General features: G+C 67.1%; 21 protein-coding genes and 2 pseudogenes. 18 read left to right on the plus strand and 5 right to left on the minus strand.

The features are described 5' to 3' along the window. Positions 1 to 111 precede the first annotated feature (111 nt). Positions 112 to 552, plus strand: coding sequence for a hypothetical protein (locus tag Bsp3421_RS20730; protein WP_274002984.1), 441 nt, complete (start codon positions 112 to 114; stop codon positions 550 to 552). 100 nt (positions 553 to 652) lie between these two features. On the opposite strand, the gene Bsp3421_RS20735 is transcribed toward Bsp3421_RS20730, so the two are convergent. After that, positions 653 to 1,816 carry a porin gene (locus tag Bsp3421_RS20735; protein ID WP_274002987.1) on the minus strand — a complete coding sequence of 388 codons (1,164 nt, stop codon included), beginning with the start codon at positions 1,814 to 1,816 and terminating at the stop codon, positions 653 to 655. A 255-nt stretch (positions 1,817 to 2,071) separates the two neighbouring features. On the opposite strand from Bsp3421_RS20735, the gene Bsp3421_RS20740 reads away from it, so the two are divergent. The 7 genes and pseudogenes from Bsp3421_RS20740 to Bsp3421_RS20770 form a co-directional block, all read left to right on the plus strand. Further along, on the plus strand, positions 2,072 to 3,508 hold the full coding sequence (locus tag Bsp3421_RS20740; RefSeq protein WP_274002989.1) for an aldehyde dehydrogenase family protein: 1,437 nt from the start codon (positions 2,072 to 2,074) through the stop codon (positions 3,506 to 3,508). Between the two features lie 100 nt (positions 3,509 to 3,608). Then, on the plus strand, positions 3,609 to 4,799 hold the full coding sequence (locus Bsp3421_RS20745) for an NAD(P)H-dependent flavin oxidoreductase (RefSeq protein ID WP_274002990.1): 1,191 nt from the start codon (positions 3,609 to 3,611) through the stop codon (positions 4,797 to 4,799). Between the two features lie 65 nt (positions 4,800 to 4,864). Beyond that, a complete protein-coding gene (locus Bsp3421_RS20750) occupies positions 4,865 to 5,512 on the plus strand; it encodes an OmpW/AlkL family protein (RefSeq protein ID WP_274002991.1) in 648 nt (215 codons plus the stop codon). A 484-nt stretch (positions 5,513 to 5,996) separates the two neighbouring features. Beyond that, positions 5,997 to 6,209 (plus strand): annotated as a pseudogene (locus Bsp3421_RS20755) (integrase core domain-containing protein); the annotation flags it as partial. Between the two features lie 89 nt (positions 6,210 to 6,298). Continuing rightward, entirely contained in the window at positions 6,299 to 6,886 is a 588-nt protein-coding gene (locus Bsp3421_RS20760) for a LysR substrate-binding domain-containing protein (protein ID WP_274002993.1), read from the plus strand. A gap of 488 nt (positions 6,887 to 7,374) precedes the next feature. Continuing rightward, positions 7,375 to 8,355 carry an SDR family NAD(P)-dependent oxidoreductase gene (locus tag Bsp3421_RS20765; protein WP_274002995.1) on the plus strand — a complete coding sequence of 327 codons (981 nt, stop codon included), beginning with the start codon at positions 7,375 to 7,377 and terminating at the stop codon, positions 8,353 to 8,355. Between the two features lie 52 nt (positions 8,356 to 8,407). Beyond that, positions 8,408 to 8,706, plus strand: a pseudogene (locus Bsp3421_RS20770) (integrase core domain-containing protein); the annotation flags it as partial. A gap of 87 nt (positions 8,707 to 8,793) precedes the next feature. On the opposite strand, the gene Bsp3421_RS20775 reads toward Bsp3421_RS20770, so the two are convergent. The 3 genes from Bsp3421_RS20775 to Bsp3421_RS20785 all read right to left on the minus strand — a co-directional run bounded on the left by Bsp3421_RS20775 (position 8,794) and on the right by Bsp3421_RS20785 (position 11,802). Further along, positions 8,794 to 8,997, minus strand: coding sequence for a DUF1289 domain-containing protein (locus Bsp3421_RS20775; protein WP_274002996.1), 204 nt, complete (start codon positions 8,995 to 8,997; stop codon positions 8,794 to 8,796). A gap of 91 nt (positions 8,998 to 9,088) precedes the next feature. Further along, a complete protein-coding gene (locus Bsp3421_RS20780; protein WP_274002997.1) occupies positions 9,089 to 10,390 on the minus strand; it encodes a phospholipase A in 1,302 nt (433 codons plus the stop codon). 77 nt (positions 10,391 to 10,467) lie between these two features. After that, positions 10,468 to 11,802 (minus strand): Nramp family divalent metal transporter, encoded by a 1,335-nt coding sequence (locus tag Bsp3421_RS20785; RefSeq protein WP_274002999.1) that lies wholly within the window; start codon positions 11,800 to 11,802, stop codon positions 10,468 to 10,470. A gap of 353 nt (positions 11,803 to 12,155) precedes the next feature. Between Bsp3421_RS20785 and Bsp3421_RS20790 the strand changes: the two genes are divergently transcribed. The 10 genes from Bsp3421_RS20790 to Bsp3421_RS20835 all read left to right on the plus strand — a co-directional run bounded on the left by Bsp3421_RS20790 (position 12,156) and on the right by Bsp3421_RS20835 (position 23,643). Next, positions 12,156 to 13,250 (plus strand): polyamine ABC transporter substrate-binding protein, encoded by a 1,095-nt coding sequence (locus Bsp3421_RS20790; RefSeq protein ID WP_274003000.1) that lies wholly within the window; start codon positions 12,156 to 12,158, stop codon positions 13,248 to 13,250. Positions 13,251 to 13,343: 93 nt separating this feature from the next. Beyond that, a complete protein-coding gene (locus tag Bsp3421_RS20795; protein ID WP_274003003.1) occupies positions 13,344 to 14,504 on the plus strand; it encodes an ABC transporter ATP-binding protein in 1,161 nt (386 codons plus the stop codon). Next, positions 14,501 to 15,430 carry an ABC transporter permease subunit gene (locus Bsp3421_RS20800; RefSeq protein ID WP_274003005.1) on the plus strand — a complete coding sequence of 310 codons (930 nt, stop codon included), beginning with the start codon at positions 14,501 to 14,503 and terminating at the stop codon, positions 15,428 to 15,430. Before Bsp3421_RS20795 ends, Bsp3421_RS20800 begins: the two co-directional genes overlap by 4 nt. Beyond that, positions 15,427 to 16,245: an ABC transporter permease subunit gene (locus tag Bsp3421_RS20805; RefSeq protein ID WP_274003007.1), complete on the plus strand. Its 819-nt coding sequence runs from the start codon at positions 15,427 to 15,429 to the stop codon at positions 16,243 to 16,245. Before Bsp3421_RS20800 ends, Bsp3421_RS20805 begins: the two co-directional genes overlap by 4 nt. A 429-nt stretch (positions 16,246 to 16,674) precedes the next feature. Continuing rightward, entirely contained in the window at positions 16,675 to 17,145 is a 471-nt protein-coding gene (locus tag Bsp3421_RS20810; protein WP_274003008.1) for a gamma-glutamylcyclotransferase family protein, read from the plus strand. Continuing rightward, positions 17,142 to 19,331 carry a class I tRNA ligase family protein gene (locus Bsp3421_RS20815; protein ID WP_274003011.1) on the plus strand — a complete coding sequence of 730 codons (2,190 nt, stop codon included), beginning with the start codon at positions 17,142 to 17,144 and terminating at the stop codon, positions 19,329 to 19,331. The genes Bsp3421_RS20810 and Bsp3421_RS20815 overlap by 4 nt, the downstream gene beginning before the upstream one ends. After that, entirely contained in the window at positions 19,328 to 20,239 is a 912-nt protein-coding gene (locus Bsp3421_RS20820) for an O-methyltransferase (RefSeq protein ID WP_274003012.1), read from the plus strand. The genes Bsp3421_RS20815 and Bsp3421_RS20820 overlap by 4 nt, the downstream gene beginning before the upstream one ends. Then, entirely contained in the window at positions 20,239 to 21,147 is a 909-nt protein-coding gene (locus Bsp3421_RS20825; RefSeq protein ID WP_443111572.1) for a diiron oxygenase, read from the plus strand. Before Bsp3421_RS20820 ends, Bsp3421_RS20825 begins: the two co-directional genes overlap by 1 nt. Beyond that, the gene (locus Bsp3421_RS20830) at positions 21,144 to 22,754 is read left to right on the plus strand and encodes a glutathione synthetase (protein ID WP_274003015.1); all 1,611 of its coding nucleotides are present in this window, start codon (positions 21,144 to 21,146) and stop codon (positions 22,752 to 22,754) included. The genes Bsp3421_RS20825 and Bsp3421_RS20830 overlap by 4 nt, the downstream gene beginning before the upstream one ends. Continuing rightward, the gene (locus Bsp3421_RS20835) at positions 22,747 to 23,643 is read left to right on the plus strand and encodes a TauD/TfdA dioxygenase family protein (RefSeq protein WP_274003017.1); all 897 of its coding nucleotides are present in this window, start codon (positions 22,747 to 22,749) and stop codon (positions 23,641 to 23,643) included. The genes Bsp3421_RS20830 and Bsp3421_RS20835 overlap by 8 nt, the downstream gene beginning before the upstream one ends. Here Bsp3421_RS20835 and Bsp3421_RS20840 read toward each other — a convergent pair. After that, the gene (locus Bsp3421_RS20840) at positions 23,604 to 24,290 is read right to left on the minus strand and encodes a class I SAM-dependent methyltransferase (protein WP_274003018.1); all 687 of its coding nucleotides are present in this window, start codon (positions 24,288 to 24,290) and stop codon (positions 23,604 to 23,606) included. The genes Bsp3421_RS20835 and Bsp3421_RS20840 overlap by 40 nt on opposite strands. Positions 24,291 to 24,308: the final 18 nt, after the last annotated feature.

Consider the following 24,308-nt stretch of genomic DNA (forward strand, 5'->3'; position numbering starts at 1 on the left):
TGCATGCTCTGCGGCACGGCGTGATCTCTCATGCATGAGGGATAAAAGCTTGTTGCTATTCGATTTGAATATTCTAATCTTCCTGAAATGAATGATTTCATGGGGATTGGAATGAAAATCCAGGAACAAGACTTCTATCATGGTGTTGCGCTGACGCAGATTACCGAACACGTATCTTTTAAAGCGCTGAACAAAGCCAGTACGGGAAACTACGGCCATTACCTTATCAATACGGATAGGCATGTGTTTGTAAAATACCGGACTGGAGGAGGACCGTCATGGAATCATGTGTTTTCAGTAGGAGAGTTGAAAGCGATCGAAAAGGTGTGCGATAAGCAAGATCTGGTGTGGTTGGCATTGGTGTGCGGGGGCACAACAATATGTTCACTCTCGAAAGATCAGATTCATCTGCTGATTGATCCGTGTAACCACGAGCAGCAGCGCATTAAGATTGACGTTCCTTATAACGGAAGTTGCCACGTTTCCGGAACTTTGGGCAAGCTTGGTAAAGTAGTGCCGCACAATGCTTTCCCGGCACGTCTGTTTGAGTAGAACGAGGCTGTTGTGACGTGCGCTAGCGTGGTTTTACGGGTTCGCGTGTTTTTATACCCGCTGGGAGATTTGCACCGCACCCAGCGGGTCACGGCCATTTCTAGAACCGATGCCGCATCCCCAGCGCCACGATGCTCTGCGTGCGCGTCCCGCCATACCCATACGACCCGATCGACGCCTGCGCAGGCTGCGTGCCGCCGTTCATCGTGCGTTGCGTGCCGTTCGCGCGCTGCCACGCGCCGACCAGATAGAAGTCGGTCCGCTTCGACAACGTATAATCCGCGCCCGCCGACACCTGATGGTAGGTCGCGCTCGTATCGCCGCTCGCCTTCGTGTAGCTGTAGCCCACCCCGACCAGCACCGCCGCGTTCGCCTGGTAATTCACGAAACCGCGCCCGGTGTTGTACTTCTCGGTCTCGCGGAAGGTCGAGAACGCATCGGGCTTGTACTGCGCATTGCTGTAATCGAGCCCGAGCGTGAACGGGCCCGCCACGTACTGCACGGCCGCGCGCGCGATGCCCATCGATTTCGCCGAGATGTATCCGCCGTTGACGAGCGAGCCGTCGAAGGTGCCGTCCGACGTGCCGCCCCACGCATTGCGTAGCGCGCCCGCCGAGGGCGCCGCATTGGCCGCATAGTAATAGCCGCCCGCCACGCTGAGCGGTCCGTTGCCATAAGCCACGCCCACCGACCAGGTCTGCCCGGACCCGGTCTTGCCCGCGACGCCGCCCAGCGCATACATGCCGACGAACTGGAAGCCCGCGAGCGTCGGCGAGGTGTACTTGATCGCATTGCTGGTGCGCGACGACGTGTCGTAGTTGTCGACATCGCCCGGCGTCGCGTACACGCTGCCGAAGTAGTAGTCGCCGGTGACGGGCCACGCGACGTCCGCGAGCGCGTCGTACTGGCGGCCGATCGTGAGCGTCCCGTAGCGCGCGCTTTCCAGCCCGACGAACGACTGGCGGCCGAACATCCGGCCGCCCTGGCCGAGTGCGCCGCTGTTCGGATCGAAGCCGTTCTCGATCGTGAAGATCGCCTTGAGGTCGCCGCCGAGATCCTCCGAGCCTTTCAAGCCCCAGCGGCTGCCGAGCAGGTTGCCGTTGCCGAGACCGATCTGGCTGTCGCCGTTCGCGTTGACGCGGTTCACGTAGGTCAGCGAGGTGTCGATGAGGCCGTAGAGGGTGATGCTCGATTGGGCCTGGGCCAGGCCGGTCGCCCCGAACAGGGCGAGGCTGGCGAGCGGAAGGGCGCTGCATGATTTCATCGGATGCTCCACACGGATATAGGACGGAGGGGCGCAGGCTGCCCGTCCAGGGCGCCGGCCGGATCGCGCTGCCGGGGCGGCCCGGCGGCGCCCGATCATCGCGATTCAGCCCCGATGCTAGGAATGCGCCGCTCCGCCCGGATGAGCGCCAAATGAGAATCGTGTCATCGCGGCTTCATCGAGCGGCCATGCGGGATCGCGCTCGCGCGAGCGGCTCGGTAGAATGTCCGCTCCCTTGGAGACAGGAACCGCACGATGCAAACCTACGAACAGTTCTATATCGACGGCGCGTGGCGCACCCCGTCCGGCAGCGGCGCGATCGACGTGATCGACTCCGGCACCGAGGCCGTCATCGGCCGCATTCCGGCCGGCGACGCGGCCGACGCGCACGCGGCCGTCGCCGCCGCGCGCGCCGCGTTCGACGGCTGGGCCGCGACGCCGCCCGCCGAGCGCGCCGCGTATCTGCGCACGATCACCGCGAACCTGAAGGCGCGCGCCGACGAGCTGGCGCAACTGATCACGGGCGAAGTCGGCATGCCGATCAAGCTGTCGCGCGCGATCCAGGTCGGCGGCCCGATCCACGCCTGGGGCACGTATGCGAAGCTCGCCGAGACCTTCGCATTCGAGCAGCGGGTCGGCAATTCGCTCGTCGTGCGCGAGCCGGTGGGCGTGGTCGCGGCGATCACGCCGTGGAACTATCCGCTGAGCCAGATCACGCTGAAGGTCGCCGCCGCGCTCGCGGCCGGCTGCACGGTGGTGCTGAAGCCGTCCGAGGTCGCGCCGCTCAATGCGTTCGTGCTGGCCGAGGCGATTCACGCGGCGGGCCTGCCGGCCGGCGTGTTCAATCTCGTCTGCGGCTACGGGCCGGTGGTCGGCGAAGCGCTCGCGAGCGCGCCCGAGATCGACATGGTGTCGTTCACCGGCTCGACGCGCGTCGGCAAGCGCGTGTCGGAACTCGCGGCGGCGTCGGTGAAGCGCGTCGCGCTGGAGCTGGGCGGCAAGTCCGCCTCGATCCTGCTCGACGACGCCGATTTCCCGACGGCGGTGAAGGGCACGGTCGGCGCGTGCTATCTCAATGCCGGCCAGACCTGTTCCGCGCACACGCGGATGCTGGTGCCGGAGGCGCGCTACGAAGAAGCGCGCGAACTCGCGAAGGCCGCGGCCGAGCGCTATGTCGCAGGCGATCCGCGCAGCGACGCGACCCGCCACGGCGCGCTCGCGTCGGCGGCTCAGCAGCAGCGCGTGCGGGACTATATCCAGCGCGGCATCGACGAAGGCGCGGAGCTGGTGACGGGCGGCGTCGAATTGCCGGACGGGCTGTCGCGCGGGTTCTTCGTGAAGCCGACGGTGTTCGGCCGAGTCGCGCCGGACGCGACGATCGCGCAGGAGGAGATCTTCGGCCCGGTGCTGTCGATCATCACGTACCGCGACGAGGACGATGCGGTGCGCATCGCCAACGATTCGCCGTATGGGCTCGGCGGCGCGGTGTGGGCGGGAAGCGACGCGCGCGCGCTGCAGGTCGCGCGACGCATCCGCACGGGCCAGGTCGATATCAATGGCGGTGCATGGAATCCGGCCGCGCCGTTCGGCGGATTCAAGCAATCGGGCCGCGGTCGCGAGAACGGCGTGTACGGGCTGGAGGAATATCTCGAGTACAAATCGATGCAGCTGAATACGCCGCCTGCGGCGTAGCGCGTCGCCGCGCGCCGCGCGTTTGTTGACGGCCGTCAACGCGCGCGGCGGGCAAACGCCGATCATCGGGCTTTTTCCTCGTTGCACTGAAGAGGTTCCGATGACCGCACTCCCTTCCTTTCCGCCGCTCCAGATCCGCGGCCGTTCATTGTTGCCCGTCGTCCAGGGCGGCATGGGCGTCGGGATCTCGGCCCATCGTCTTGCGGGCAGCGTCGCGCGCGAAGGCGCGATGGGCACGATCGCGAGCATCGATCTGCGTCATCACCACGCCGACCTGCTCGAACGCTGCCGCCCGCAATCCGACCGCGCCACGCTCGAAGGTGCGAATCTCGAAGCGCTCGCGCGCGAGATCCAGCTCGCGCGCACCTGGAGCCAGGGGCGCGGCATGATCGCGGTCAATGTCATGAAGGCGGTCAGCGCGCAGGCGGACTACGTGCAGGTGGCCTGCGAATTCGGCGCCGACGCGATCGTGATGGGCGCGGGCCTGCCGCTCGACCTGCCCGAGATGACGCGCGGCCATGACATCGCGTTGATCCCGATCCTGTCGGACAGCCGCGGCATCGCGCTGGTCGTGAAGAAATGGATGAAGAAGGGCCGTCTGCCGGATGCGATCGTGATCGAGCATCCCGCGCATGCGGGCGGCCACCTTGGCGTCACGAATCTCGACGACATGCGCGATCCGCGCTTCGAGTTCGCGCGCGTGCTCGAAGAAACCGCGCGCACTTTCGCCGAACTCGGCATCGAGCGTGAACGCATCCCGCTGATCGTCGCGGGCGGCATCAACAGCCATGCCGCGCTGCGCGCCGCGCTCGCGGCGGGTGCGAACGGCGTGCAGGTGGGCACGCCGTTCGCGGTGACGGAGGAGGGCGATGCGCATCCGAACTTCAAGCGGATCCTCGCCGATGCGCAACAGGACGACATCGTGGAATTCATCAGCGTGACCGGGCTGCCGGCGCGCGCGGTGAAGACGCCGTGGCTCGAACGCTACCTGCGGCACGAGGCGCGGATCCGCGCGAAGCTCGGCGCGTTCAAGCAGCGCTGCCCGACCTCGCTCGAATGTCTCGGCGTGTGCGGCCTGCGCGACGGCATCGAGAAGTTCGGGCATTTCTGCATCGACACGCGGCTTACCGCCGCGCTGCGCGGCGACATCGCGAACGGCCTGTTCTTCCGGGGCCGCGAGCCGCTGCCGTTCGGCGCCGCGATCCGCAGCGTGCGCGACCTGCTCGACCTGCTGCTGACGGGCGTCGCGCCTGAGCCTGCGGCAAACCGCCCCACGTTCTCGCTCGCTTGACGGCCGTCAATATGCAATGGGAACGGTCCCTGGAAAATCGCATCAGTTTCCAGGGGGTTCTAATCATGCAGAAAACAATTCGTCCTCGTCTCGTCGCCTTGTCCGCCATCGCAGCGTGCGTCGCACTGACGCCTACGCTGTCGCAGGCGGCGTCGCCCGGCGACGGTATCTCACAGGGCGACATCATTGCGCGGGTGCGCGCCATCAGCATCATGCCGCAGGATCGCACCAGCGGCACCTTGTCCGCGCTGAACGTCGGCGTGAACAATGCCATCGTGCCGGAGCTGGACTTCACGTACATGATCCGCGACTACCTCGGGGTCGAACTGATCCTCGGGACGTCGCGGCACCAGATCAACTCGGGCAGCCTCGGTCACCTCGGCGGCGTGAACGTGCTGCCGCCGACGCTGCTGCTGCAGTACCACTTCAATCATGCGGGCAAGGTGCGGCCGTATTTCGGCGCGGGGATCAACTACACGCTGTTCTATAACAACGGGCTGAACGCGGGCGGCACGGGCATCTCGGTCAGCAATCACAGCTTCGGCCCGGCGCTGCAGTTCGGCGTCGACGTGCAGGTCACCAAGAAGCTGTTCGTCAACGTCGATCTGAAGAAGATCTGGATGCATACCGACGCGACGCTCGCCGGCCAATCGCTCGGCCGCTTGCATATCGATCCGCTGATTCTCGGCGTGGGCGTCGGGATGAAGTTCTGAATTCCGGACGGGCAGGCGCCCGTCCGCAACATGTGTTGGGGTTGGCGGCATGGCGTTCTGCATGCCGCTTTTTTTTGGTTCGTCGAGGATTGGACTGCCGCCGGGTTTGGGATCCAGGGCAGTGCGTGACGCGGCCCGGTATGCGGGAATCTCCGGCAGCGGGGCTGGCCACGTCCCAAGCCCGGCAAGTGCGGTGACGGACTGGCGCAGCAAACGAGCTTAAGACGTCAGGGGGCTCGTGGGTACGTACACGATGAGCCAGGTGCGCAAACAGCGTGTGACGTGTTCGTCGAGCGGGTGCGGCGCAGCATCAAGTATGAAGAGGCCCGCCCGAAAGCGTATGAGTCGGTCAGCCATACCCGACGCTTCATCGGCGAATGCATCGCGTTGGGCAACAGGAAATGGCTCCATTCGAGTCCGGCGGATCAGACTCCGGATGAGGCCCGCTGCGCGACGCTGTCCGAACGAGCGAGGCCACCTCTGTCCGTGGCAAAACGAGTTCGTCGATAGCTTCAACGGCAAGCGGCATGGCGAACTGCCGAGCCGCGAATGGTTCCACAGCCGCGCCGAGGCAAGGTGCTCATCGAACGCCAGCGGCAGTTCTATAACACGCGCGGGCCCCATGGCGCTGGTCGCAGCCACGATCCGTCGAGCCTGCCTGGATTCCGACAATATCGACGCGAGATACGCCGCGTGATTGGTCACAGGATGCCGCCGCAGGTCACGCGCAACTGCTCAGCTTATCCGTGACGACTTCGTCGGTGCTTCGGAGCAGGCTGGGGTCGAATGATTCCAGCCGAGACTGCAATTGAACTAGCTCGCAAAGTCAGGCATGGATTGATCGATCTACAGAAGGCAATCTCGGTGGCAACCTCACCTGCCGCTCCAAATGCATCGGAGTTGCACGTAAATGTTTGCGTAGATTTTGCTTTGCATTGGCTCATATCTAACATTCATCTATTCAACGCCATTCATCCTGATATTAAATCATCGATCGATACGCGAGCTTGCGAACGGTCAGTTGAAGGTATGAATTTCGATGCTTGCATTTGGGGTGGCGGTCATTGGAAAAGTGAACACTGCTCCCGGGAATTGAGTCGCGATACTTTGATTGTTTGTGCAAATAAATCGCTATCCAACGAGCTTCCGCCGATTGGCGCTTCATCGCTTTCGATTTTGCCTTTTCTTCGGGTTTCATGTCGAGATGGGCATGATTGGTTGGAGGCGGCTGGGCTTCCGATTATCGAGCCTTCATTTGGTCGCCTGTTGGATAATAACAGTGCATTAATTCAGGCGGCGATCGCTGGCCTTGGCATTATTCTTGTACGCAAAAAATTTGCACGGCCTTATCTTGAGCGTGGAGATCTCCAGTAGATACATGCTATCGAGGTCAATGCGCCAATTCCGTATTTCATAATCTGGCCTGATGAGAGTGAAAGGCATTCCGAGGTATCAAGCTTCACAAAGTGGATTTGCAAGCATCATTGAAATTTGAGCGGGGCGGCCGCCATGAAGAATTCTCGTCGAATCTTTCCAAGATCCGCGATGGCGCTATATGTCGCCGCAGCGATGCCAGGATGGGCCGCATCAGTCGAATCTGGAAGGTCGCGTGCAATCGACAATATCAACTCCTGCAAAGACGCGTGGTCTGACCGCCATCGAGAATCGTTCGATAACGCGTGCCAGGCAAGTTCGCAGCCGAGCGGCTACGGGTATCACCGCACGGCAAGGCGCGCCGTCGCCGCGCGCGGCCCCGCATCCGGGTAACGGCGTTCAAGATCAAGAGGGTGCAGCGTAGAAGCAATGGCAGTGAGGGCTGATGGCGTCGATTCGACATCACCCCAATTCTCGTCAGGCCGGATATGCTGTTCCTCTTGCGGGTTCTGCGGCGCATGGCGCATTACCACCGCGACGTGAGCATGGGGAAGCGCTCGCGGAAGTGTCCTCGTCGGGCGGCACGGCTTCCACCCGCGGGATTTTCGTTTCTCTCGGTCGTCTTCGGCCGCGTGGCCGGCACGATGAACAACATGAAGTTCGTTTTGGAGATAAGGATGGTGAATCAATCCATGTTGGGTACTGCAGATGATCAGCGCCCGGCCTATGCGCTTGTCACAGGCGGCAGCCGAGGGATCGGCCTGGCAGTTGCAAAGTACCTGGCTGGCAGGGGTATGAACTTGCTCCTGTTGGCACAAGATCCTGCGGGGCTCGCTCGAGCCAGGGCCCAGATCCTGGCCCTGCACCCGGATTGCAGGATTGAGCTGCTCAGCGTGGACATGCGTTTGCCGCATCAGGTGCACGAGGCCGTCGTGAAAGCCCTGTCCGGCCCCATGCGGATCACCATGCTGGTGAATTCGGCCGGGGTCTTGAAGATGGGTGGTTCGGCTCTTGCGACCGAGGATGTCATTTCCATGGTGGACGTCAACCTCACCAGCGCCCTGGTTGTCACCAATCTCGTGGCGAACCGCATGCGGCTTGAGGGGGGCGGACAGATCCTCCTGATCTCCTCGATGGCCGGGACAGAGAGCCTGCCAAAGCTCGGGGTCTATGCGGCGACCAAGGCCGCGTTGATCAGCTACGCGCAGGCTCTGCACAAGGAGTTGCTGCCCTTCGATGTGCGCGTGACCTGCCTGTGCCCCAGTGTGGTCAATACCGACATGACCAATGACGGCCGCATCGCGAATGAGGCGAAGATCCAGGTCGAGGATGTCGTGGCGACGATCGATTTCGTCCTGGGCTTGCCAGCGGCCGTCATGCTTCCGCAGGTTGAAATGCGGTGCAAGGTCATCGAGATGGAGAAATTCGCCGGCGGTGCGGGCCCACAGGTCATGCCCAAGGGCAACTGATGGGACAGGGGGCGACGGCAGCGCGTGGATCAATGCGCGCTTGAGGCCTATGGCGGATTTTGCTGCTGCCCGCGTCGTGCGCTGGCTGCGCGACGCGTCTGTCGGCCCGGCCTTCATCGCGCCCGGTCGCGCATGGCAAAACGGCATCGTCGAACGTTTCGATGGCAAGCCGCGCGACGAGGTGCTCAGTCGTGAAGGGTTCTGCAGCCCCGCTGATGCCAGGATGCTCATCGAGCCGTGGCGGCCGTTTTACAACGAGTGACGCCGGCATAGCGCTCATCGCTACCCATTCCGGCCACGGCCCGTCGAGCCTGGCCGGAGTCCGGCAATATCGACGTGCGGCTCACTGCTCGACTGGCTACACAATCGCGCCGCAGGCCGGCGATGAACTCTTTTTTGTGCGACCGCGTGATGCGTTGGCCTGCGCGGCGGGCCGGATCAGAGCTTGTCGTACTGGAAGCGCATGGCCGTGCCTTCGCGCGTGATGCGTTCCCACACGGCCTGTTTCTCCGCATCGCTCATGAACACCCAGTTCGCGACCTCGAGGGCGGTGCGACCGCAGCCCTTGCAGACATCGTCAAAAAGGGTCGAACAGACGCCGATGCACGGGCTGTCGGGTTTGTCATGAAGGTTGGAGGTCATCGGATCTACGGTTCGGTTGGGTTGAAGCGGTGCGCCGGGCGCCGGCGCGAGGCGCTATGTTAACCGATGCGGGCAGGCGTCGCCGGCGGGCTCAGCGCGCGATGCTGAACCCGATCCGCGCGATCCAGTGCTGGCGGCGGTTGTAGTCGAGCAGGTCCTCGCCGTAGCCGTTGAAGTAGCCGATCCACACGTAGCCGCCCCAGGCCTGCCCGATCAGCCTCGACAGCGGATAGCTGAGTTGCGCGTCGACGCTGCCGTACCCGTGGCGGGCGCCCTTGCGCAACGTGGTCGCGAGCTGCCAGCCGCCGGGGCTGCCGTATTTCACGAGCAGGTCCAGGTAGCCGCGATAGTCCGCGATATCCTCGTTCTCGCTCTTCTCCAGGTAGTAGTAGAACATCGGCGATACCTGCAGGTGGTAGTCGTCGAGCTTGCCGAACTCCCAGGTTGGCTGCACGAAGGCGATGTTCAGGCTGCGCGATGCGCTGCCCGCCCGGCCGTTCGATTCGTGGCCGATCCCGGCCGCCGCGCCCATGCGCGTGAACCAGGCGCTGCGCCAGCCGGTGTCGGCGATGTAATAGAACAGGCGCGGCTTGTAGCTCGTGTCGCGAAACGGCTTCGACGCGCTCGACAAATCCCAGATCGAGGTCTGCGTGTACGCGAAGTACAGGTTGTCGATGAAGCGCCGGGAGGCGGGGTCGTCGGGCAGGTGCAGACGGTACTTGAAGCTGAGCTGGAAACGCGCGCTCGTGCCGCCGTTGGCGCCCACGCCGAAGTAGATCGGCTCGTAGTAGCTGAGGTGCGACGACAGCCAGCCCGGCGCGGCGGTCGTCAGCGCGTCGCCGGGCGGCAGCGGCGCGGTGTCGAGCGTGGCGAGGCGCGTATTGGCCGCGTCGCGCGCGGCGGGCGTCGTCGCCTGCGCGGCCGCCTGTTCCGCGCGCGCCAGCTCGGCCTGGCGCGGGCCGCGGTTGAGCACGACGAGCGCGGGCGAGGCGTCGAGGCCGAGCGGCGTGATCGTGACGCCGCCGCGCAGGGTCGCGGGCCATGCGGCCGCGTAGCGGACCTTGCGGTACGCACCGGGTCGCAGCGTGAAGCGATCCGGCACGTCGGCGTCGCGCGCCAGCGAGAGCGGCACGGGCGGCTTGTCGTCGGCCGTCAGCGTGACGTCGAGCGCGGCGGGCGGGGCGACGTCGAGCGGCGCATCGTCGTCGGCGGAATAAAGCAGCGTGAGCGTCAGCGGCGCGCTCGCGGCGGCTTCCTTCGCGGGCTGCAGCAGCGCGACGGCGGCGTGCGCCGGCGCGTTCGCGAATACGGCGGCCGCGCACAGGGCGCGCGCCAGGGAGTGGAAGGAAACGGGACGGCGGACGGTGGACGGGGCAACGGGACGTGCGGGCATGGGCGGGCGACGAATCCTGTTGGAGCGGTGAGCGGAAGCGCACCGTGGCGGCGCGCGCGCAGTCGCCCCATTGTAATTCAGGCGCCCGTCACCGCTTGCCAGATGAGCGCGCCGTTCAGCAGCAGGATGATCGCCGTGCAGGCCCAGGCGGCCGCGAGCGCCGCGCCGTGCACGCGCCACGCCCCCATCAGCGCGCGGTCCGAGGTGAAGCGCACGAGCGGGATCACGGCGAGCGGCAGTTGCAGGCTCAGCACGACCTGGCTGGCGACCAGCAGGGAGTTCGAGCCGTGCTGGCCGTACAGGCCGACCGCGACGAGCGCGGGGCCGATCGCGAGCGAGCGGGTCAGCAGCGCGCGCTGCCAGCGCGGCAGCCTCAGCGCGAGAAACCCTTCCATCACGGCCTGGCCGGCGAGCGTGCCGGTCACGGTCGCCGACAGCCCGCAGGCGAGCAGCGCGGCGGCGAACAGGATGCCGGCCCACTGGTTGCCGACGATCGGCGCGATCAGGCGGTGCGCGTCGGCGAGGTCGGTCACGTCATGGTGGCCGTGCGCGTGGAACACGGCGGCCGCGACGATCAACAGCGCCGCGTTGATGACGAACGCGATCGACAGCGACACGAACGTATCGAGGTTCACGCCGAACAGCGCGCGACGGATCGCGGCGTCGTCGCGCGGGGCCGCCAGATGGCGGACGAGCGAGCCGTGCAGGTACAGGTTGTGCGGCATCACGGTCGCGCCGAGCATGCCGGCCGCGATCCACAGCATGCCCGCGTCGCGCAGCAGCGCGGGCGGCGGCACCGTGCCCGCCAGCGCGGCGCGCCAGTCGGGCTGCGCGAGCGCCACCTCGACCACGAAGCACAGGCCGACGAAGCCGATCAGCGTCGTGATCACGGTTTCGAGCAGGCGCGTGCCGGGGCGTTGCAGCGCCAGCATCGCGAGCGTGCCGACGGCCGACAGCAGCACGCCGGCCGTCAGCGAGACGCCGAGCAGCAATTGCAGCGCGACGGCCGCGCCGACCACCTCGGCGACGTCGCACGCGATGATCGCGATCTCCGCCGCGATCCATAGCAGCACGGTGGTGCGGCGGCCATAGTGTTCCCGACACAATTGAGCCAGATCGCGCCCGCAGACCACGCCGAGCCGCGCGGCCAGCCATTGCAGCAGCATCGCCATCAGGCTCGACGCGATCACCACGCCGAGCAGCCGATAGCCGTAGGCCGCGCCGCCCGCGAGCGCGGTCGCCCAGTTGCCGGGATCCATGTAGCCGACCGCGACGAGCATCCCCGCGCCGGCGAACGACAGCCAGCGGCGCGGGCCGCCGGGATCGCCGGGGGCGGACGGGCGATCGCCGTCGGGGTGGCCCGCATCAGGGCGGCCCGCGTCCGGGCGGGTGGCGAACGGGTGGCTGTTCATGGTCGGGCGCACCTGCGGTCGGTTGGGACGGGTGCGGAATGCGCCCGCTCTCAATGGAATGACGAACGAGCGGCGCACAAATTTAGGGTAGGTGATCGGCTCGGGCGGCGCGCGAATTTTTCGGGGATGGACACGGGGCGATAACCCGATAAAATTGCGGCCATTTCCTCGCGCCGGAAGGCGGGCGAGCCGCCGCGCGAATCTGTTCCGTTTGCGCGACAGCCGGGTGTTTTTTTTGTTACGGCGGGGGATTAATGGTAGTTTTCGGGGTTTTCGAGGGGCGGCGCGCACGGCGCGCCGTCATGGCGAGGCAGATGAAGGCCGGATCCAAGCCGGTCGGACGGGAGAACGGGATGAAAGCAAAGGTGGCGGGCCGGTTCGCGGCGCTGGCGCTGTGCGCGGCTGCATCGGCCGCGGCGGCGAAGGATACGCAGCTCAATGTTTACAACTGGTCGGACTACATTGCGAAGGACACGATCCCGAACTTCGAGAAGCAGAACGGCATCAAGGTTCGCTACGACAACTACGACAGCGACGACACGCTGCAGGCGAAGCTGCTGACCGGCAATTCCGGCTACGACATCGTCGTGCCGACCAGCAACTACGCGGGCAAGCAGATCGCGGCCGGCATCTTCGCGCCGCTCGACAAGTCGAAGCTGCCGAACCTCAAGTATCTCGATCCGCAGCTGATGGCGCTCGTCGCCGGCGCGGATCCGGGCAACAAGTACGTGGTGCCCTGGGCCTACGGCACGACGGGCCTCGCCTACAACGTCAACAAGGCCCAGCAGATCCTGGGCAAGGTGCCGCTCGACAACTGGGACATCCTGTTCAAGCCCGAGAACCTCTCGAAGCTCAAGACCTGCGGCGTGTCGGTGCTCGACGCGCCCGACCAGATGTTCGCGGCTACGCTGCACTACATCGGCAAGGATCCGATGAGCACCAACCCGGCCGACTACCAGGCCGCGATGCAGGTGCTCAAGAAGATCCGCCCGTACATCACCCAGTTCAACTCGTCGGGCTACATCAACGACCTGGTCGGCGGCGACATCTGCTTCGCGTTCGGCTGGTCCGGCGACGTCGTGATCGCCAAGCACCGCACCCTCGAGGCGAAGAAGCCCTACAAGGTCGAGTACTACATCCCGAAGGGCGGCGCGGGCGTCTGGTTCGACGTGATGGCGATTCCGAAGGACGCGAAGAACAAGGAAGCGGCCCTCGAGTGGATCAACTACATCGAGGACCCGAAGGTCCACGCGGCGATCACCAACGCGGTGTACTACCCGAGCGCGAATCTCGAGGCGCGCAAGTACGTGCGCCCGGACGTCGCCAACGACCCGGCCGTCTATCCGCCGCCCGAGGTCGTGAAGACGCTGTTCCTGCTCAAGCCCCTGCCGCCCGAGATCCAGCGTCTGCAGACGCGTCTCTGGACGGAGCTGAAGTCAGGACGCTGAAGCGGCGCGCAAGGCCCGCCAAGCATCGGATCATGAAGCCCCTGGCAACCCCGGGGGCTTTGTTCGTCAAACGCAGGAGAGAAGCACCCGATTATGAATAGCCAGTCGAGCGCGCCGGTCGCGGGCGCGCCGTCCAACCCGCCTCAGTCCGGCGCCGATGCGCGCGCCGAGAATTTCGTTCAGATCGTCGACGTCGTGAAGCAGTTCGGCGAGACCGTGGCGGTGCGCCAGGTCAATCTTTCCGTCCGGAAGGGCGAGCTGTTCGCGCTGCTCGGCAGTTCCGGCTGCGGCAAGTCCACGCTGCTGCGCATGCTGGCCGGCCTCGAGTCGGTCACCTCGGGCAAGATCCTGATCGACGGCGAGGATCTCGCGCAGATGCCGCCGTACAAGCGGCCCGTGAACATGATGTTCCAGTCGTATGCGCTGTTCCCGCACATGTCGGTCGAATCGAATGTCGCATTCGGTCTCAAGCAGGAAGGCGTGCCGAAGGCCGAACTGAGGGAGCGCGTGCGCGACGCGCTCGAACTCGTGCAGATGAGCCGCTACGCGGGCCGCAAGCCGCACCAGCTGTCGGGCGGCCAGCAACAGCGGGTCGCGCTCGCGCGCTCGCTCGTCAAGCGGCCGAAGCTGCTGCTGCTCGACGAGCCGATGTCCGCGCTCGACAAGCAGATCCGCCAGCGCACCCAGATCGAGCTGGTCAACATCCTCGACAAGGTCGGCGTCACCTGCATCATGGTCACCCACGACCAGGAGGAGGCGATGACGATGGCCGGTCGCCTCGCGGTGATGAGCGACGGCGAGATCGTGCAGATCGGCTCGCCGCACGAGGTCTACGAGTATCCGAACAGCCGGTTCTCGGCCGAATTCATCGGCTCGACCAACCTGTTCGACGGCAACGTCGTCGAGGACGAGCCGGACCACGTGTTCATCGAAACGCCGGACCTGCCGTCGCGGCTGTACGTGAACCACGGGATCACCGGGCCGCTCGGCATGCCGGTGACGGTGTCGGTGCGTCCCGAGCGGATCGCGCTCACGCGCAAGCCGCCCGAGGGCGCCTACAACTGGGCGCACGGCGTGATCTCGAACGTCGCCTATGTCGGCGGCTACTCGCTGTATCACGTGAAGCTCGATTCCGGCAAGACCGTGATCGCGAACGTGTCGAGCCTCGCGATCGCCGACATGGAATCGCCCGGCTGGGGCGACGAGATCTACGTGCGCTGGAGCGCGGCCGCGGGCGTGGTGCTGACCTCATGAGCGCGCTCTCGTCCCTGTACACCTGGCCGGTGCGCAAGCTCGGGCTCAGCGGCCGCTCGGCCGTGGTCGCCGGGCCGTTCATCTGGCTGCTGCTGTTCTTCCTGGTGCCGTTCCTCCTGGTCGTCAAGATCAGTTTCGCGGAGCTGGAACTGGGCATTCCGCCGTATACCGAGCTGACGAGCTTCACCGACGGCGTGCTGCATATCGCGCTGAACCTGCGCCACTACGCGTTCCTGTTCACCGATACGCTGTATTTCGCGACCTACGTGAACTCGGTGGTGGTCGCGGGCATCACGACGCTGCTGTGCCTGCTGCTCGGTTACCCCATGGCGTACTACATCGCGCGCTCGAACCCGGCCAGCCGCAACCTGCTGATGATGGCGGTCATGCTGCCGTTCTGGACGTCGTTCCTGATCCGCGTGTACGCGTGGATCGGCATCCTGAAGAACAACGGGCTCCTGAACAACTTCCTGTTGTCGACGGGCCTCATCAGCACGCCGATCGAGCTGTACCGCACCAACATCGCGGTCTACATCGGGATGGTCTACTCGTATCTGCCGTTCCTCGTGATGCCGCTCTACGCGCATCTCGTGAAGATGGACCTGCGCCTGCTCGAAGCGGCCTACGACCTTGGCGCGAAGCCGTGGAAGGCGTTCGTGCAGATCACGCTGCCGCTGTCGAAGAACGGCATCATCGCAGGCTGCCTGCTGGTGTTCATCCCGGCCGTCGGCGAGTACGTGATCCCCGAGCTGCTCGGCGGCGCGAATACGCTGATGATCGGCCGCGTGATGTGGAATGAGTTCTTCAACAATGCCGACTGGCCGATGGCGTCCGCCGTGACGGTCGCGATGGTGTTGCTGCTGCTGGTGCCAATGGCGGTGTTCCAGTATTACCAGGCGAAGGAACTGGAGGGACGCCGTCGATGAAGCCGAATCGTTATCTGCAGTTCGTCGCGCTGGCCATCGGGCTGGGCTTCCTGTACATCCCGATCCTGAGCCTGATCGTCTACTCGTTCAACGAGTCGGCGCTCGTCACCGTCTGGTCGGGTTTCTCGACCCGCTGGTACGCGGCGCTGATCGAGGACTCGGAGTTGATCGCGGCCGCCTGGCTGTCGCTGAAGATCGGCGTGCTGACCGCGTTCGCCTCGGTCTTCATCGGCACCTGGGCCGGCTTCGTGCTGGCCCGGATGGGACGGTTTCGCGGCTTCGCGCTGTACAGCGGGATGATCAACGCGCCGCTCGTGATTCCCGAGGTGATCCAGGGCATCTCGCTGCTGCTGCTGTTCATCGAGCTGGGCAAGTGGTTCGGCTGGCCGGCCGAGCGCGGCATGTTCACGATCTGGCTCGGCCACGTGATGCTGTGCATGTCGTACGTCGCGATCATCGTGCAGTCGCGCGTGCGCGAGCTGAATCCCTCGCTCGAGGAGGCCGCGCTCGATCTCGGCGCGACGCCGCTCAAGGTGTTCTTCACGATCACGCTGCCGCTGATCTCGCAGGCGCTGGTGTCGGGCTGGCTGCTGTCGTTTACGTTGTCGATCGACGACCTCGTGCTGTCCGCGTTCCTGTCCGGCCCCGGCTCGACCACGCTGCCGCTCGTCGTGTTCTCGCGCGTGCGGCTCGGCCTGAACCCCGAGATGAACGCGCTCGCCACGCTGTTCATCGCCGCGGTGACGATCGGCGTCGTCGGCGCGAACTACGTGATGCTGCGCAACGAGCGCAAGCGGATGGCGGCCGTGCTGTAACGGCGCGCCGCCCGTCGTCCGCCACGCCCGGCGCCGGAGTCCTCCGCGCCGGGCGTTTTGTTTGCCGGCGTCGTTGCTGCCCGTCCCGGCGAGGGTTCATGAGGCGCGGCGCCGGCTTGGCATCCGCGGATTTCCCTTCGCGAGCCTTTCGTCACGCTTCGCCGCGCGCCGCCGCTGCCTACCAGAATTGGTAGCTGGATATGCCCTTGATTCCGATCTAGTTTTTGATCAAGGATCGGAAAAAATCACCGCAGCGAGAGCCGATCATCGGCGCGACTCACCGGACCTCGATCCGGCGCGCGCGCGTTGTCCCATCCGCGTGGATCTCGAAGTCGGGCGGCCCGGAGCCCCGCCAGGAGACGCCCGCGGGTCGAACGGCAATCGATGGCGGCGCGCGGCGGGACGACTGGATCAGTGCGGAGAGACACGATGAGCCAGATTTGCTATTTCGCGTACGGCTCCAACATGAGCGAGGCGCGCCTGCGCGAGCGCCTCGCCCGCTTCGGGGAGGTGCTGGTCGACCGGCGGCCCGGCATCATCCACTGCTACCGGCTGACCTTCAACAAGGTGTCGTCGCAGCACGACCATATCGGCTTCGCGAACATCGAGCCGGCAAGCGGCGGCGAAGTCGAGGGAACGCTCAACCTGATGCATCCGGGCGCGCTCGACGCACTCGACGCGATCGAGCTGGTCCCGCATCACTACCGGCGCGTCGCGGTGCTGGTGCGCGACGCCGTCAGCGGCCGCCTGACGGCCGCCTTCACCTACGTGGCCAACCCCGCGATGGTGCGCCCGAACCTCAAGCCCACGCGCGACTACCTCGATCACCTGCTGGCGGCGGCCGACGTGCTGCCGGGCGCCTATCTCGATCGCGTGCGGGCCGTGGAGTGCTGGGCATGACCGCCGAGCGCACGCACGCCGCCCACGCTCCGCGGCCGTATCGTCCGGCCACCCTCGAACCTCACTTTCAACAGGCATGGCAGGACGCGCGGGTGTTCGACACCGAAGCGCGACCCGGCCGGCCCAAATGGTTCATCATCGAACTGCCGCCGTTCGCGACGGGACAACTGCATATCGGCCACGCGCGGAACTACGTGCTGGCCGACGCCGACGCCCGGTTCCGCCGGATGCAGGGGTACGACGTGATGTACACCACCGGCTTCGACACGTTCGGCCTGCCGACCGAGCTGGCGGCGCGCGACGCGGGTTGCACGCCCGAGGCGCTGGCGCGCCGGTGCAGCGAGGCGATGGCCGCGCAGTTCGTGCGCCTCGGGCTCGGCCACGACCGCCGGCGCATCACCCAGTATCACGTGCCGGCGTACTACCGCTGGATCCAGTGGGTGTTCGTGCGCTTGTTCGAGGCGGGCTACTGCTTCCGGCGCGACGCGCCGGCCGACTGGTGCCCGCAGTGCGAGGTCACGCTCGCGGCGAGCCTCGTCGACGACGGCCGCTGCTGGCGCTGCAAGCAGCGCGTCGAGACGCGCGTGCGGCCGCAGTGGTTCGTGCGCGAGTCGGCGTTCGCCGACGAGATGCTGGACGGGCTGGAACGCCTTTCCGGTTGGCCGCAGGACGTGAAGAAGATGCATCGCGACTGGATCGGGCGGCGTCACGGCCTGCGGCTGCGCTTGCCGGTGTCGGGCCGGCCCGGCGCGATCGAACTCCAGCTGGACGACGAAGCCTGGCTCGCGCGGTTGCATTTCATCGTGGTGGGGCGCTTGCATCCGCTCGCGATCGCGGCGGGCGCGAGCGGGGATCTCCCCGATGACCGGCAGGCCGGCGCGCAGCCGCACGCCCCTTGGTTTGCTCAGGCGGCCGGCGCAGCCGGTGCGGTCGCGCTGCCCATCGTCGTCGAGGACGTCGCGCATGACGGCGCGCGGCCCGGCCGTCCGGACGCGCTCGACGCGGACCGCCTGCTGGCCGCGCAATACGGGCTCGACCCGCACGCGACCGGCGGGTGCGACCGCGCCGCGATGCTCGCCGCCGGGCAGGCGGAAGCCGTGGTCTGCTACCGGCTGCAGGACTGGAACGTGGCCCGCAACCGCTACTGGGGGCCGCCGGTTCCGATCGTGCACTGCGCGGCATGCGGCCCCGTCGCGGTGCCCGACGACGCGCTGCCGGTGGTGTTGCCCGACGACGTCGACCTGCGGCAGCCGGGCAATCCGCTCGAACGCCATGCCGGCTTCCGCGAGGTCCGCTGCCCGCGCTGCGGCGAACCGGCGCGGCGCGACACGGAAACCCTCGAAGCCTATTCAAGCCCGTGGTGGTATCACTGGCTGTGCATGCGGCTCGGCGGCGACGATCCGTTCGACCGCGACGACGCGCGCACGTGGCTGCCGGTGGATCTGATGATCGGCGGGGCCGATCAGGTGCGCACCTGTTTCTTCCATGTGCGGATGATCGCCCGCGCGCTGCGGCGCATGGGGATCGCCGACGTGGAGGAACCGGTGAGCACGCTGCTTGCGCTCGGCATGGTCAGGCAGGACGGCAGCAAGATGAGCAAGAGCGCGGGCAATGCCGTGGATCTGCAGTCGATCATCGAGCGCTACGGCGCCGACGCGCTGCGCCTCGCGATCATCGGCGCGGCGGCGCCCGAGCGCGATGTCAACTGGTCCGACGCGCTCGTGCGCCGCCAGCACGCTTTTCTGGTCCGGCTCTGGGATTTCGTGCACCGGGTCGCCGACACGCCCGCTTGCCGGGACGGCGCACCGACGTCGCCCGGCTCCGCCGTCAAGCCGAGCCCGCTCGGCCAGCGGATGCTGGGCTGGCTGGCGACCGGCGAGTACCGGATGGCCGCGGACTTCCGGCGTCACGATTACCACCTCGCCCTGAAGAACTTCGCGTTCCTGTTCGAGCGCGTGCAGACCTTCGAGGCGGCGCTGTACAAGACCGAGCCGCCGCGCCCGGACGATCTCGCGATCCTCGCGGACGCGACGCGGCGGCTGGCGCTGTATCTCGCGCCGCTGGCGCCGCATATCACCGAGGCGCTATGGCAGGCGCTCGGCGGCGCGGGGCTGGCGGCCGGCGCCGCGTGGCCGGGAGAGCGCGCCGTCGAGGCGGCGGGGGCTGAACGGGAGGCGATCGCATGAATTTCACCGGTCCGATCTTCGAACTGCTCGACGCGGTCTTGCGGGATTCGCCGGAATATCGCGGATTCCGGGCGGGCGAACGCAGCCGCGCGGAGTTTTCCGCGTTCCTCGAACGGATCCGTCCGGACCTGATCGAGCAGGGCGTACCGGCGAACGACGTGCATTTCGCGAAGCGCTTTCCCGCGTCGATCGATGCGGCGGTCGACACGGCGTTCGCCGAGCTGGCGTCGATGAGGCTCGTGCTGCCGGCGGATTTCCGCCAGACCGGCGCGCGGGTGGCCGCCTATCTTCGCGGCGGTTTCGATCACCAGGGGCTCGGCACCTACATCTACCCCGAGGAAGGCCGGCTGCTGCTGGCGATCGCGCTCGCGTTCCGGCCGCGCAGGACGGTGTTCCTCGGCAGCTACTACGGCTACTGGGCGGCCTGGGCGCTGCCTGCAATCGTCGCGTGCGGCGGCGAGGCCGTGCTCGTCGACCCCGATCCGCGGGTGGCCGAGGTCGCCCGCGCGAGCCTCGCGCGGCTCTATCCGGAGGCGCGCGTCGACGTGGTCTGCGACACCGGCGAACACTACCTGTCGCGCGGCGGCGAGCCGTTCGATCTCGTCGTGCTGGATGCCGAGCTGCCGCGCGACCATCCGGACCCGACCCGGCGCGGCAAGGGGCTCTACGCGCACCTGCTGCGCGCGGCGTTGCCGCGGCTGGCCGCGCGCTCGCTGCTCGTGTGCCACAACATCCTGTTTCGCGATCACTCGGGCTGTCCGTTCTTCGACGACATGATCGCCCGCAACCGCGAAGAACTGGGCCCGTTCCTCGATCTCGTCGCCGACGAATACGACTGCTTCGTCGAATGCCCGACCACCGAGGGCGTGGGCGTCGGGGTCCGCGCGGCAACGCCGGAGCGCGCGTGATGACGCACGCCTATTGTTCGCCGTTCCAGGACTGGCATCGGGCCGCCTCGGTGCGCACGCTGCCCGCCGACTTCTGGCTGACCGACGCGTCCGGCATGTGGATGGCGGAGCGGCAGGGCGGCATCCTGTCTCATCCCGCGCTGCGCGACGCGCCGCGCGAGCGGATCGCCGCCGGCCTGCTGATCGCGCATCTGAGCTTCACCGTCGCGCTCGAGAACACACTGATCGCGACGGTGGCGCGCGACATTGCGGCGCGCGCGCTCGATGCACGCTACGACGACCGCGTGGTGGCCGACGCGCTGCGCGTGCAGTGCGACGAGGCGTTTCACGCGCTGCTCGCGCAGGAGCTGATGACGCAGGTGACGGCGGCGACGGAAGCGGCGCGCCCCCGGCGCGGCCACGGCTTCCTGCTGCACGTCGAACGGCAGGTCGCGGCGCTGCCCGGCGTGAATGCGTCGCTGGTGCGGTTCTGCGCGGCGGTGGTCGCCGAGACGCTGATCACCCACACGCTGCGCGACGACTGGCGCGACGATGCGCTGCGGCTCGACGTGCAGACGTTCCTGCACCAGCATTACCTGGACGAGGCCCGGCACAGCGCGTATTTCTCGCGCTTGCTGAAAATCGTGTGGCCGCAGTGGCCGGCCGACGTGCACGCGGCGCTGCGGCCTCTGTGGCCGGGGCTGATCGACGCGTTCCTGTTCGCCGACGCGGGCATCGCGCGCGACGTCCTGGCGGATGCCGGCGTGGCCGCGCGCGAGATCGAGCGCGTGATGTCGGCGTGCGCGAGCCCCGACGCGATCCGCGACCGTCGTGCGCAATCGACCCGGCAAACGCTGCATGCGCTGCGCCGGGCCGGCGCGCTGGAGGCGGCCGAAGTCGCGCACGCCGCCGACGCGGAGGACGCATGAATCCTGTCGACGTCGACGCATTGCCTTTCTTCGCGTTCGGTCGCGGCGATCGGCGGCTCGCGTTCATCGGCGGCGGCCTGATCCTCGACAGCGGCGAAGCGGAAAACACGTTCGTGTTCCGTTGCCAGGACCGCTTTCTCGTCTATACCAGCCTGCTCGGCCTGCCGAGCGTGATCCTCGTGTTCGACGACGCGCATGGCCGCCGATACGACCGCCTGCTGACGGCGCTGGACGCGCGGCTGCGGCACCTCGCCGAGGCGCAAGGGCTGCCCGCGCCGCGCATTCCGGCGCCGCTCTATGTGCGATGCGACCTGTCGACGCTCGCGCTGTCCGCCACCGAATCGTTCGACCGCGCGGCGCGCGCGCTGGCCGCGGACGGCGCCAGCATCGGCTTCGTCATGAACCAGGTGTCGCCGACCGCCGCGCGGATGCTGCGCGAACTGACGGACCTGCTGCGCGAACGGAACGTCCGCGTCGTATTCGACGACGCGGACTGCGAACGCGTGGCCTCGCTCGCGCAGACGTGGCACAACAAGGCGCGCTTCATGGCGTTCCAGCGCGAGGCGGCAATCGACGGCGGGCCGCCGCAGGTGCGGGGCATGGTGCTGGCGCCGGACGCGTTCGTCGCGCTGCGCGACTGGACGACGCTCGCGCAGCGCTTCGCCGACGCCTGCGGGCTCGCGGCGCCGCCCGACGCGCTGTTCCTGAAATCGTCGCAGGACTCCAGCGGCAATGTGTCGGCGATCCTGTCCGCGGCGACGTTCGCCGACCGCGCGCCGGCGTTCGCCGCCGAAGTCCGGCGCTGGCTGCTCGCCGAGGGCTTCGGCGAGCCGGCGTTCGTGCGCGAGTTGCGCGCGGAATGCGCGCTGCCGCCGGCGTGGGAAGGCGCGACGCCCGACGATGCGACGCTGCGCGCGCTGCGGCAGGCGCAGGCCGCACGCCGCGCGCGCTTGCCGCTGATCGTGCAGCTCGTCGTGCGGCCGCCCGTCGAGGCGGGCAGCCCGGCGAGCGTCGGCGTGACCCTGTTCGTCGACGAGGCGGGCGGCCATCGCGTCGTCGACGCCGGCGCGCAGTGGTATCGCGATGCGCAGCGCCGCCAGTTTCTGGGGCTGCACCTCGACGATGCCTGGTCGGACGATCGTCGCGTGCGCGCGCTCAGTGAACAGTGCGGCACCCTCGCGGGCGCGCTGGCCGCCCGGGGGTATCGCGGGCCGGTGAATTTCGATGCGTGTCTCGGACAGGATGGACGCTACTGGTTCGTCGGCGACTGCAATCCGCGCCTGACCGCCGCCTACGTGCCGCTGGCCGTGCGCGCGTGGCTGCGCGCGTCCGGCGTCGCCGTGCGCAGCATCAGCAGTTTCGGCTACCGGGGGGAGTTCGTCATCGACCACCTCGGTCCGTGCCTCGACGCGTGGTCGGAGGCGGGCCTGCTCGTCGGCGGCGAGCGGCGGCGGGGTCTGCTGATCCTGCCCAACCTCGCGCGCCGCAACGGCCACGATGCGCTCGCGATCAATCTCGACGGCGCGCAGGCGGCCGACAGCCTGATGCGCATGCGGCGGCTCGTCCCGCAGGCGGTGCCCGCGCATCTCGAGTCGATCCATGACTGACCGCTCGCCGCTCCGCATCGGCCCGCTGGCCGCGACGCTCGGCGCCGAGGTCGAAGGCCTGGACGCGCGCATCGCCCCGCGACCGGCGACGATGCGGGAGATCCGCGCCGCGTGGTTGCGCTTCGGCGTGCTGGTGTTTCGCGAGCAGACGCTCGATCCGGCGCAGCTGGTCGCGTTTACGCGCTGCTTCGGCGAGCCCGTCGTCTATACGCGCAGCGAGAATGCGTGCGCGGCGCAGCCGGAAGTGCTGCTGCTGTCGAACGAGATCGTCGGCGGCAAGCCGCTCGGCGCGGCGATCAGCGGCCGCTACTGGCATACCGACGGCCATTTCCTCACATGTCCGCCCGCGGGCACGCTGCTGTACGGCAAGGCGGTGCCGGACGCGGGCGGCGACACCTGTTTCATCAGCATGACGGCCGTCTATCGCGCGCTGCCCGCGCGGCTGCGCGCGGAAATCGACGGCCGCAGGTTCGTGATGGACCGCGTGCAGACGCTGCCTTTCCATTATCCGCAGCGGCCCGTCCCGCCGGCCGGGCAGAAGGCGCTGTGGCCGGACGTCCTGCAGCCGCTGGTGAGGACGCATCCGGAGACGGGCGTCAATGCGCTGTATATCGGCGGCGTCGTGCCGTGGCGGATCGTTGGCATGGAGGCGAGCCGCAGCGATGCGCTGATGTCGCAACTGCATGCGATCGCGTTCGACGAGCCGCGCTTCGGTTATCGGCACCGCTGGCGCGCGGGTGATCTGCTGATCTGGGACAACCGCTGCCTCGCGCATCGCGCGACCGACTACGACATGGCGCGTCATCTGCGCACGATGTACCGGACCACGATCGTCGGGGAGCGGCCGTTTTACGCGCCCGGAGCGGCCGAGGCCGCCATGGCCTCGTAGACCGCGATCGGATATTCGAACCGATACTCGCGACGCGCGCGCAGCCAGCCGTAGTCGCCTTCAATGTGCCGGAAGTGGGCGGGATTGTTGAAGACGATGGTCAGTCGCCGGGGATGTTGATGGAGGGATCGCTCGATGTCGGCAAACACAGTGCGGAGGATGTCGCCATGAAACGGGTTGTAGAAATACAGCACCGTGGCCGTCTCGGGCAAGCGGAACGCGCGTGCGTCGCCGTGCTGCAGGCGGATGCGCTGCCGCTCGGCGTCGGGCAGCGCGCGGCCGACGTTGGCGAGCGCGGTGTGATGGAGCCGGTCCGACGCCTCGACGCCGATCAGTTCGCGGAACGGGAAGCGCGACGCGAGCACGATCGCGCGGCCCATGCCGGACCCGTAGTCGACGAACACGTCCTGCCGCGTGACCGCGAGGTCGCGCAGCACGCGATTGAACGCGCGGATCGACGACGGGTAGTAATCGTGACAGCCGTGCCATTCGTCGACGAGCGATTCGATCGGCACGAGGCCGCGGGTGCGGATGCGCAAGCGCCGTTCGAGCGCGGCGTCGACCAGCCGGTCGAACACGACCCGCAGCGCGAGCCCGGGGCCGCCCCGGCGCCATGCGTTCAACAGCCGGTTTGCGGACGCAGCCATGTTTTCGCGATGTTCATT

The sequence above is a fragment of the Burkholderia sp. FERM BP-3421 genome (assembly GCF_028657905.1).
In the GTDB taxonomy this organism is placed as follows: Bacteria; Pseudomonadota; Gammaproteobacteria; order Burkholderiales; family Burkholderiaceae; genus Burkholderia.

Coding starts and splice junctions, on each gene's coding strand:
- Bsp3421_RS20730 (WP_274002984.1), top strand. CDS start 112: ATGAAAATCCAGGAACAAGACTTCTATCATGGTGTTGCGCTGACGCAG.
- Bsp3421_RS20735 (WP_274002987.1), bottom strand. CDS start 1,816: ATGAAATCATGCAGCGCCCTTCCGCTCGCCAGCCTCGCCCTGTTCGGG.
- Bsp3421_RS20740 (WP_274002989.1), top strand. CDS start 2,072: ATGCAAACCTACGAACAGTTCTATATCGACGGCGCGTGGCGCACCCCG.
- Bsp3421_RS20745 (WP_274002990.1), top strand. CDS start 3,609: ATGACCGCACTCCCTTCCTTTCCGCCGCTCCAGATCCGCGGCCGTTCA.
- Bsp3421_RS20750 (WP_274002991.1), top strand. CDS start 4,865: ATGCAGAAAACAATTCGTCCTCGTCTCGTCGCCTTGTCCGCCATCGCA.
- Bsp3421_RS20760 (WP_274002993.1), top strand. CDS start 6,299: ATGATTCCAGCCGAGACTGCAATTGAACTAGCTCGCAAAGTCAGGCAT.
- Bsp3421_RS20765 (WP_274002995.1), top strand. CDS start 7,375: ATGCTGTTCCTCTTGCGGGTTCTGCGGCGCATGGCGCATTACCACCGC.
- Bsp3421_RS20775 (WP_274002996.1), bottom strand. CDS start 8,997: ATGACCTCCAACCTTCATGACAAACCCGACAGCCCGTGCATCGGCGTC.
- Bsp3421_RS20780 (WP_274002997.1), bottom strand. CDS start 10,390: ATGCCCGCACGTCCCGTTGCCCCGTCCACCGTCCGCCGTCCCGTTTCC.
- Bsp3421_RS20785 (WP_274002999.1), bottom strand. CDS start 11,802: ATGAACAGCCACCCGTTCGCCACCCGCCCGGACGCGGGCCGCCCTGAT.
- Bsp3421_RS20790 (WP_274003000.1), top strand. CDS start 12,156: ATGAAAGCAAAGGTGGCGGGCCGGTTCGCGGCGCTGGCGCTGTGCGCG.
- Bsp3421_RS20795 (WP_274003003.1), top strand. CDS start 13,344: ATGAATAGCCAGTCGAGCGCGCCGGTCGCGGGCGCGCCGTCCAACCCG.
- Bsp3421_RS20800 (WP_274003005.1), top strand. CDS start 14,501: ATGAGCGCGCTCTCGTCCCTGTACACCTGGCCGGTGCGCAAGCTCGGG.
- Bsp3421_RS20805 (WP_274003007.1), top strand. CDS start 15,427: ATGAAGCCGAATCGTTATCTGCAGTTCGTCGCGCTGGCCATCGGGCTG.
- Bsp3421_RS20810 (WP_274003008.1), top strand. CDS start 16,675: ATGAGCCAGATTTGCTATTTCGCGTACGGCTCCAACATGAGCGAGGCG.
- Bsp3421_RS20815 (WP_274003011.1), top strand. CDS start 17,142: ATGACCGCCGAGCGCACGCACGCCGCCCACGCTCCGCGGCCGTATCGT.
- Bsp3421_RS20820 (WP_274003012.1), top strand. CDS start 19,328: ATGAATTTCACCGGTCCGATCTTCGAACTGCTCGACGCGGTCTTGCGG.
- Bsp3421_RS20825 (WP_443111572.1), top strand. CDS start 20,239: ATGACGCACGCCTATTGTTCGCCGTTCCAGGACTGGCATCGGGCCGCC.
- Bsp3421_RS20830 (WP_274003015.1), top strand. CDS start 21,144: ATGAATCCTGTCGACGTCGACGCATTGCCTTTCTTCGCGTTCGGTCGC.
- Bsp3421_RS20835 (WP_274003017.1), top strand. CDS start 22,747: ATGACTGACCGCTCGCCGCTCCGCATCGGCCCGCTGGCCGCGACGCTC.
- Bsp3421_RS20840 (WP_274003018.1), bottom strand. CDS start 24,290: ATGGCTGCGTCCGCAAACCGGCTGTTGAACGCATGGCGCCGGGGCGGC.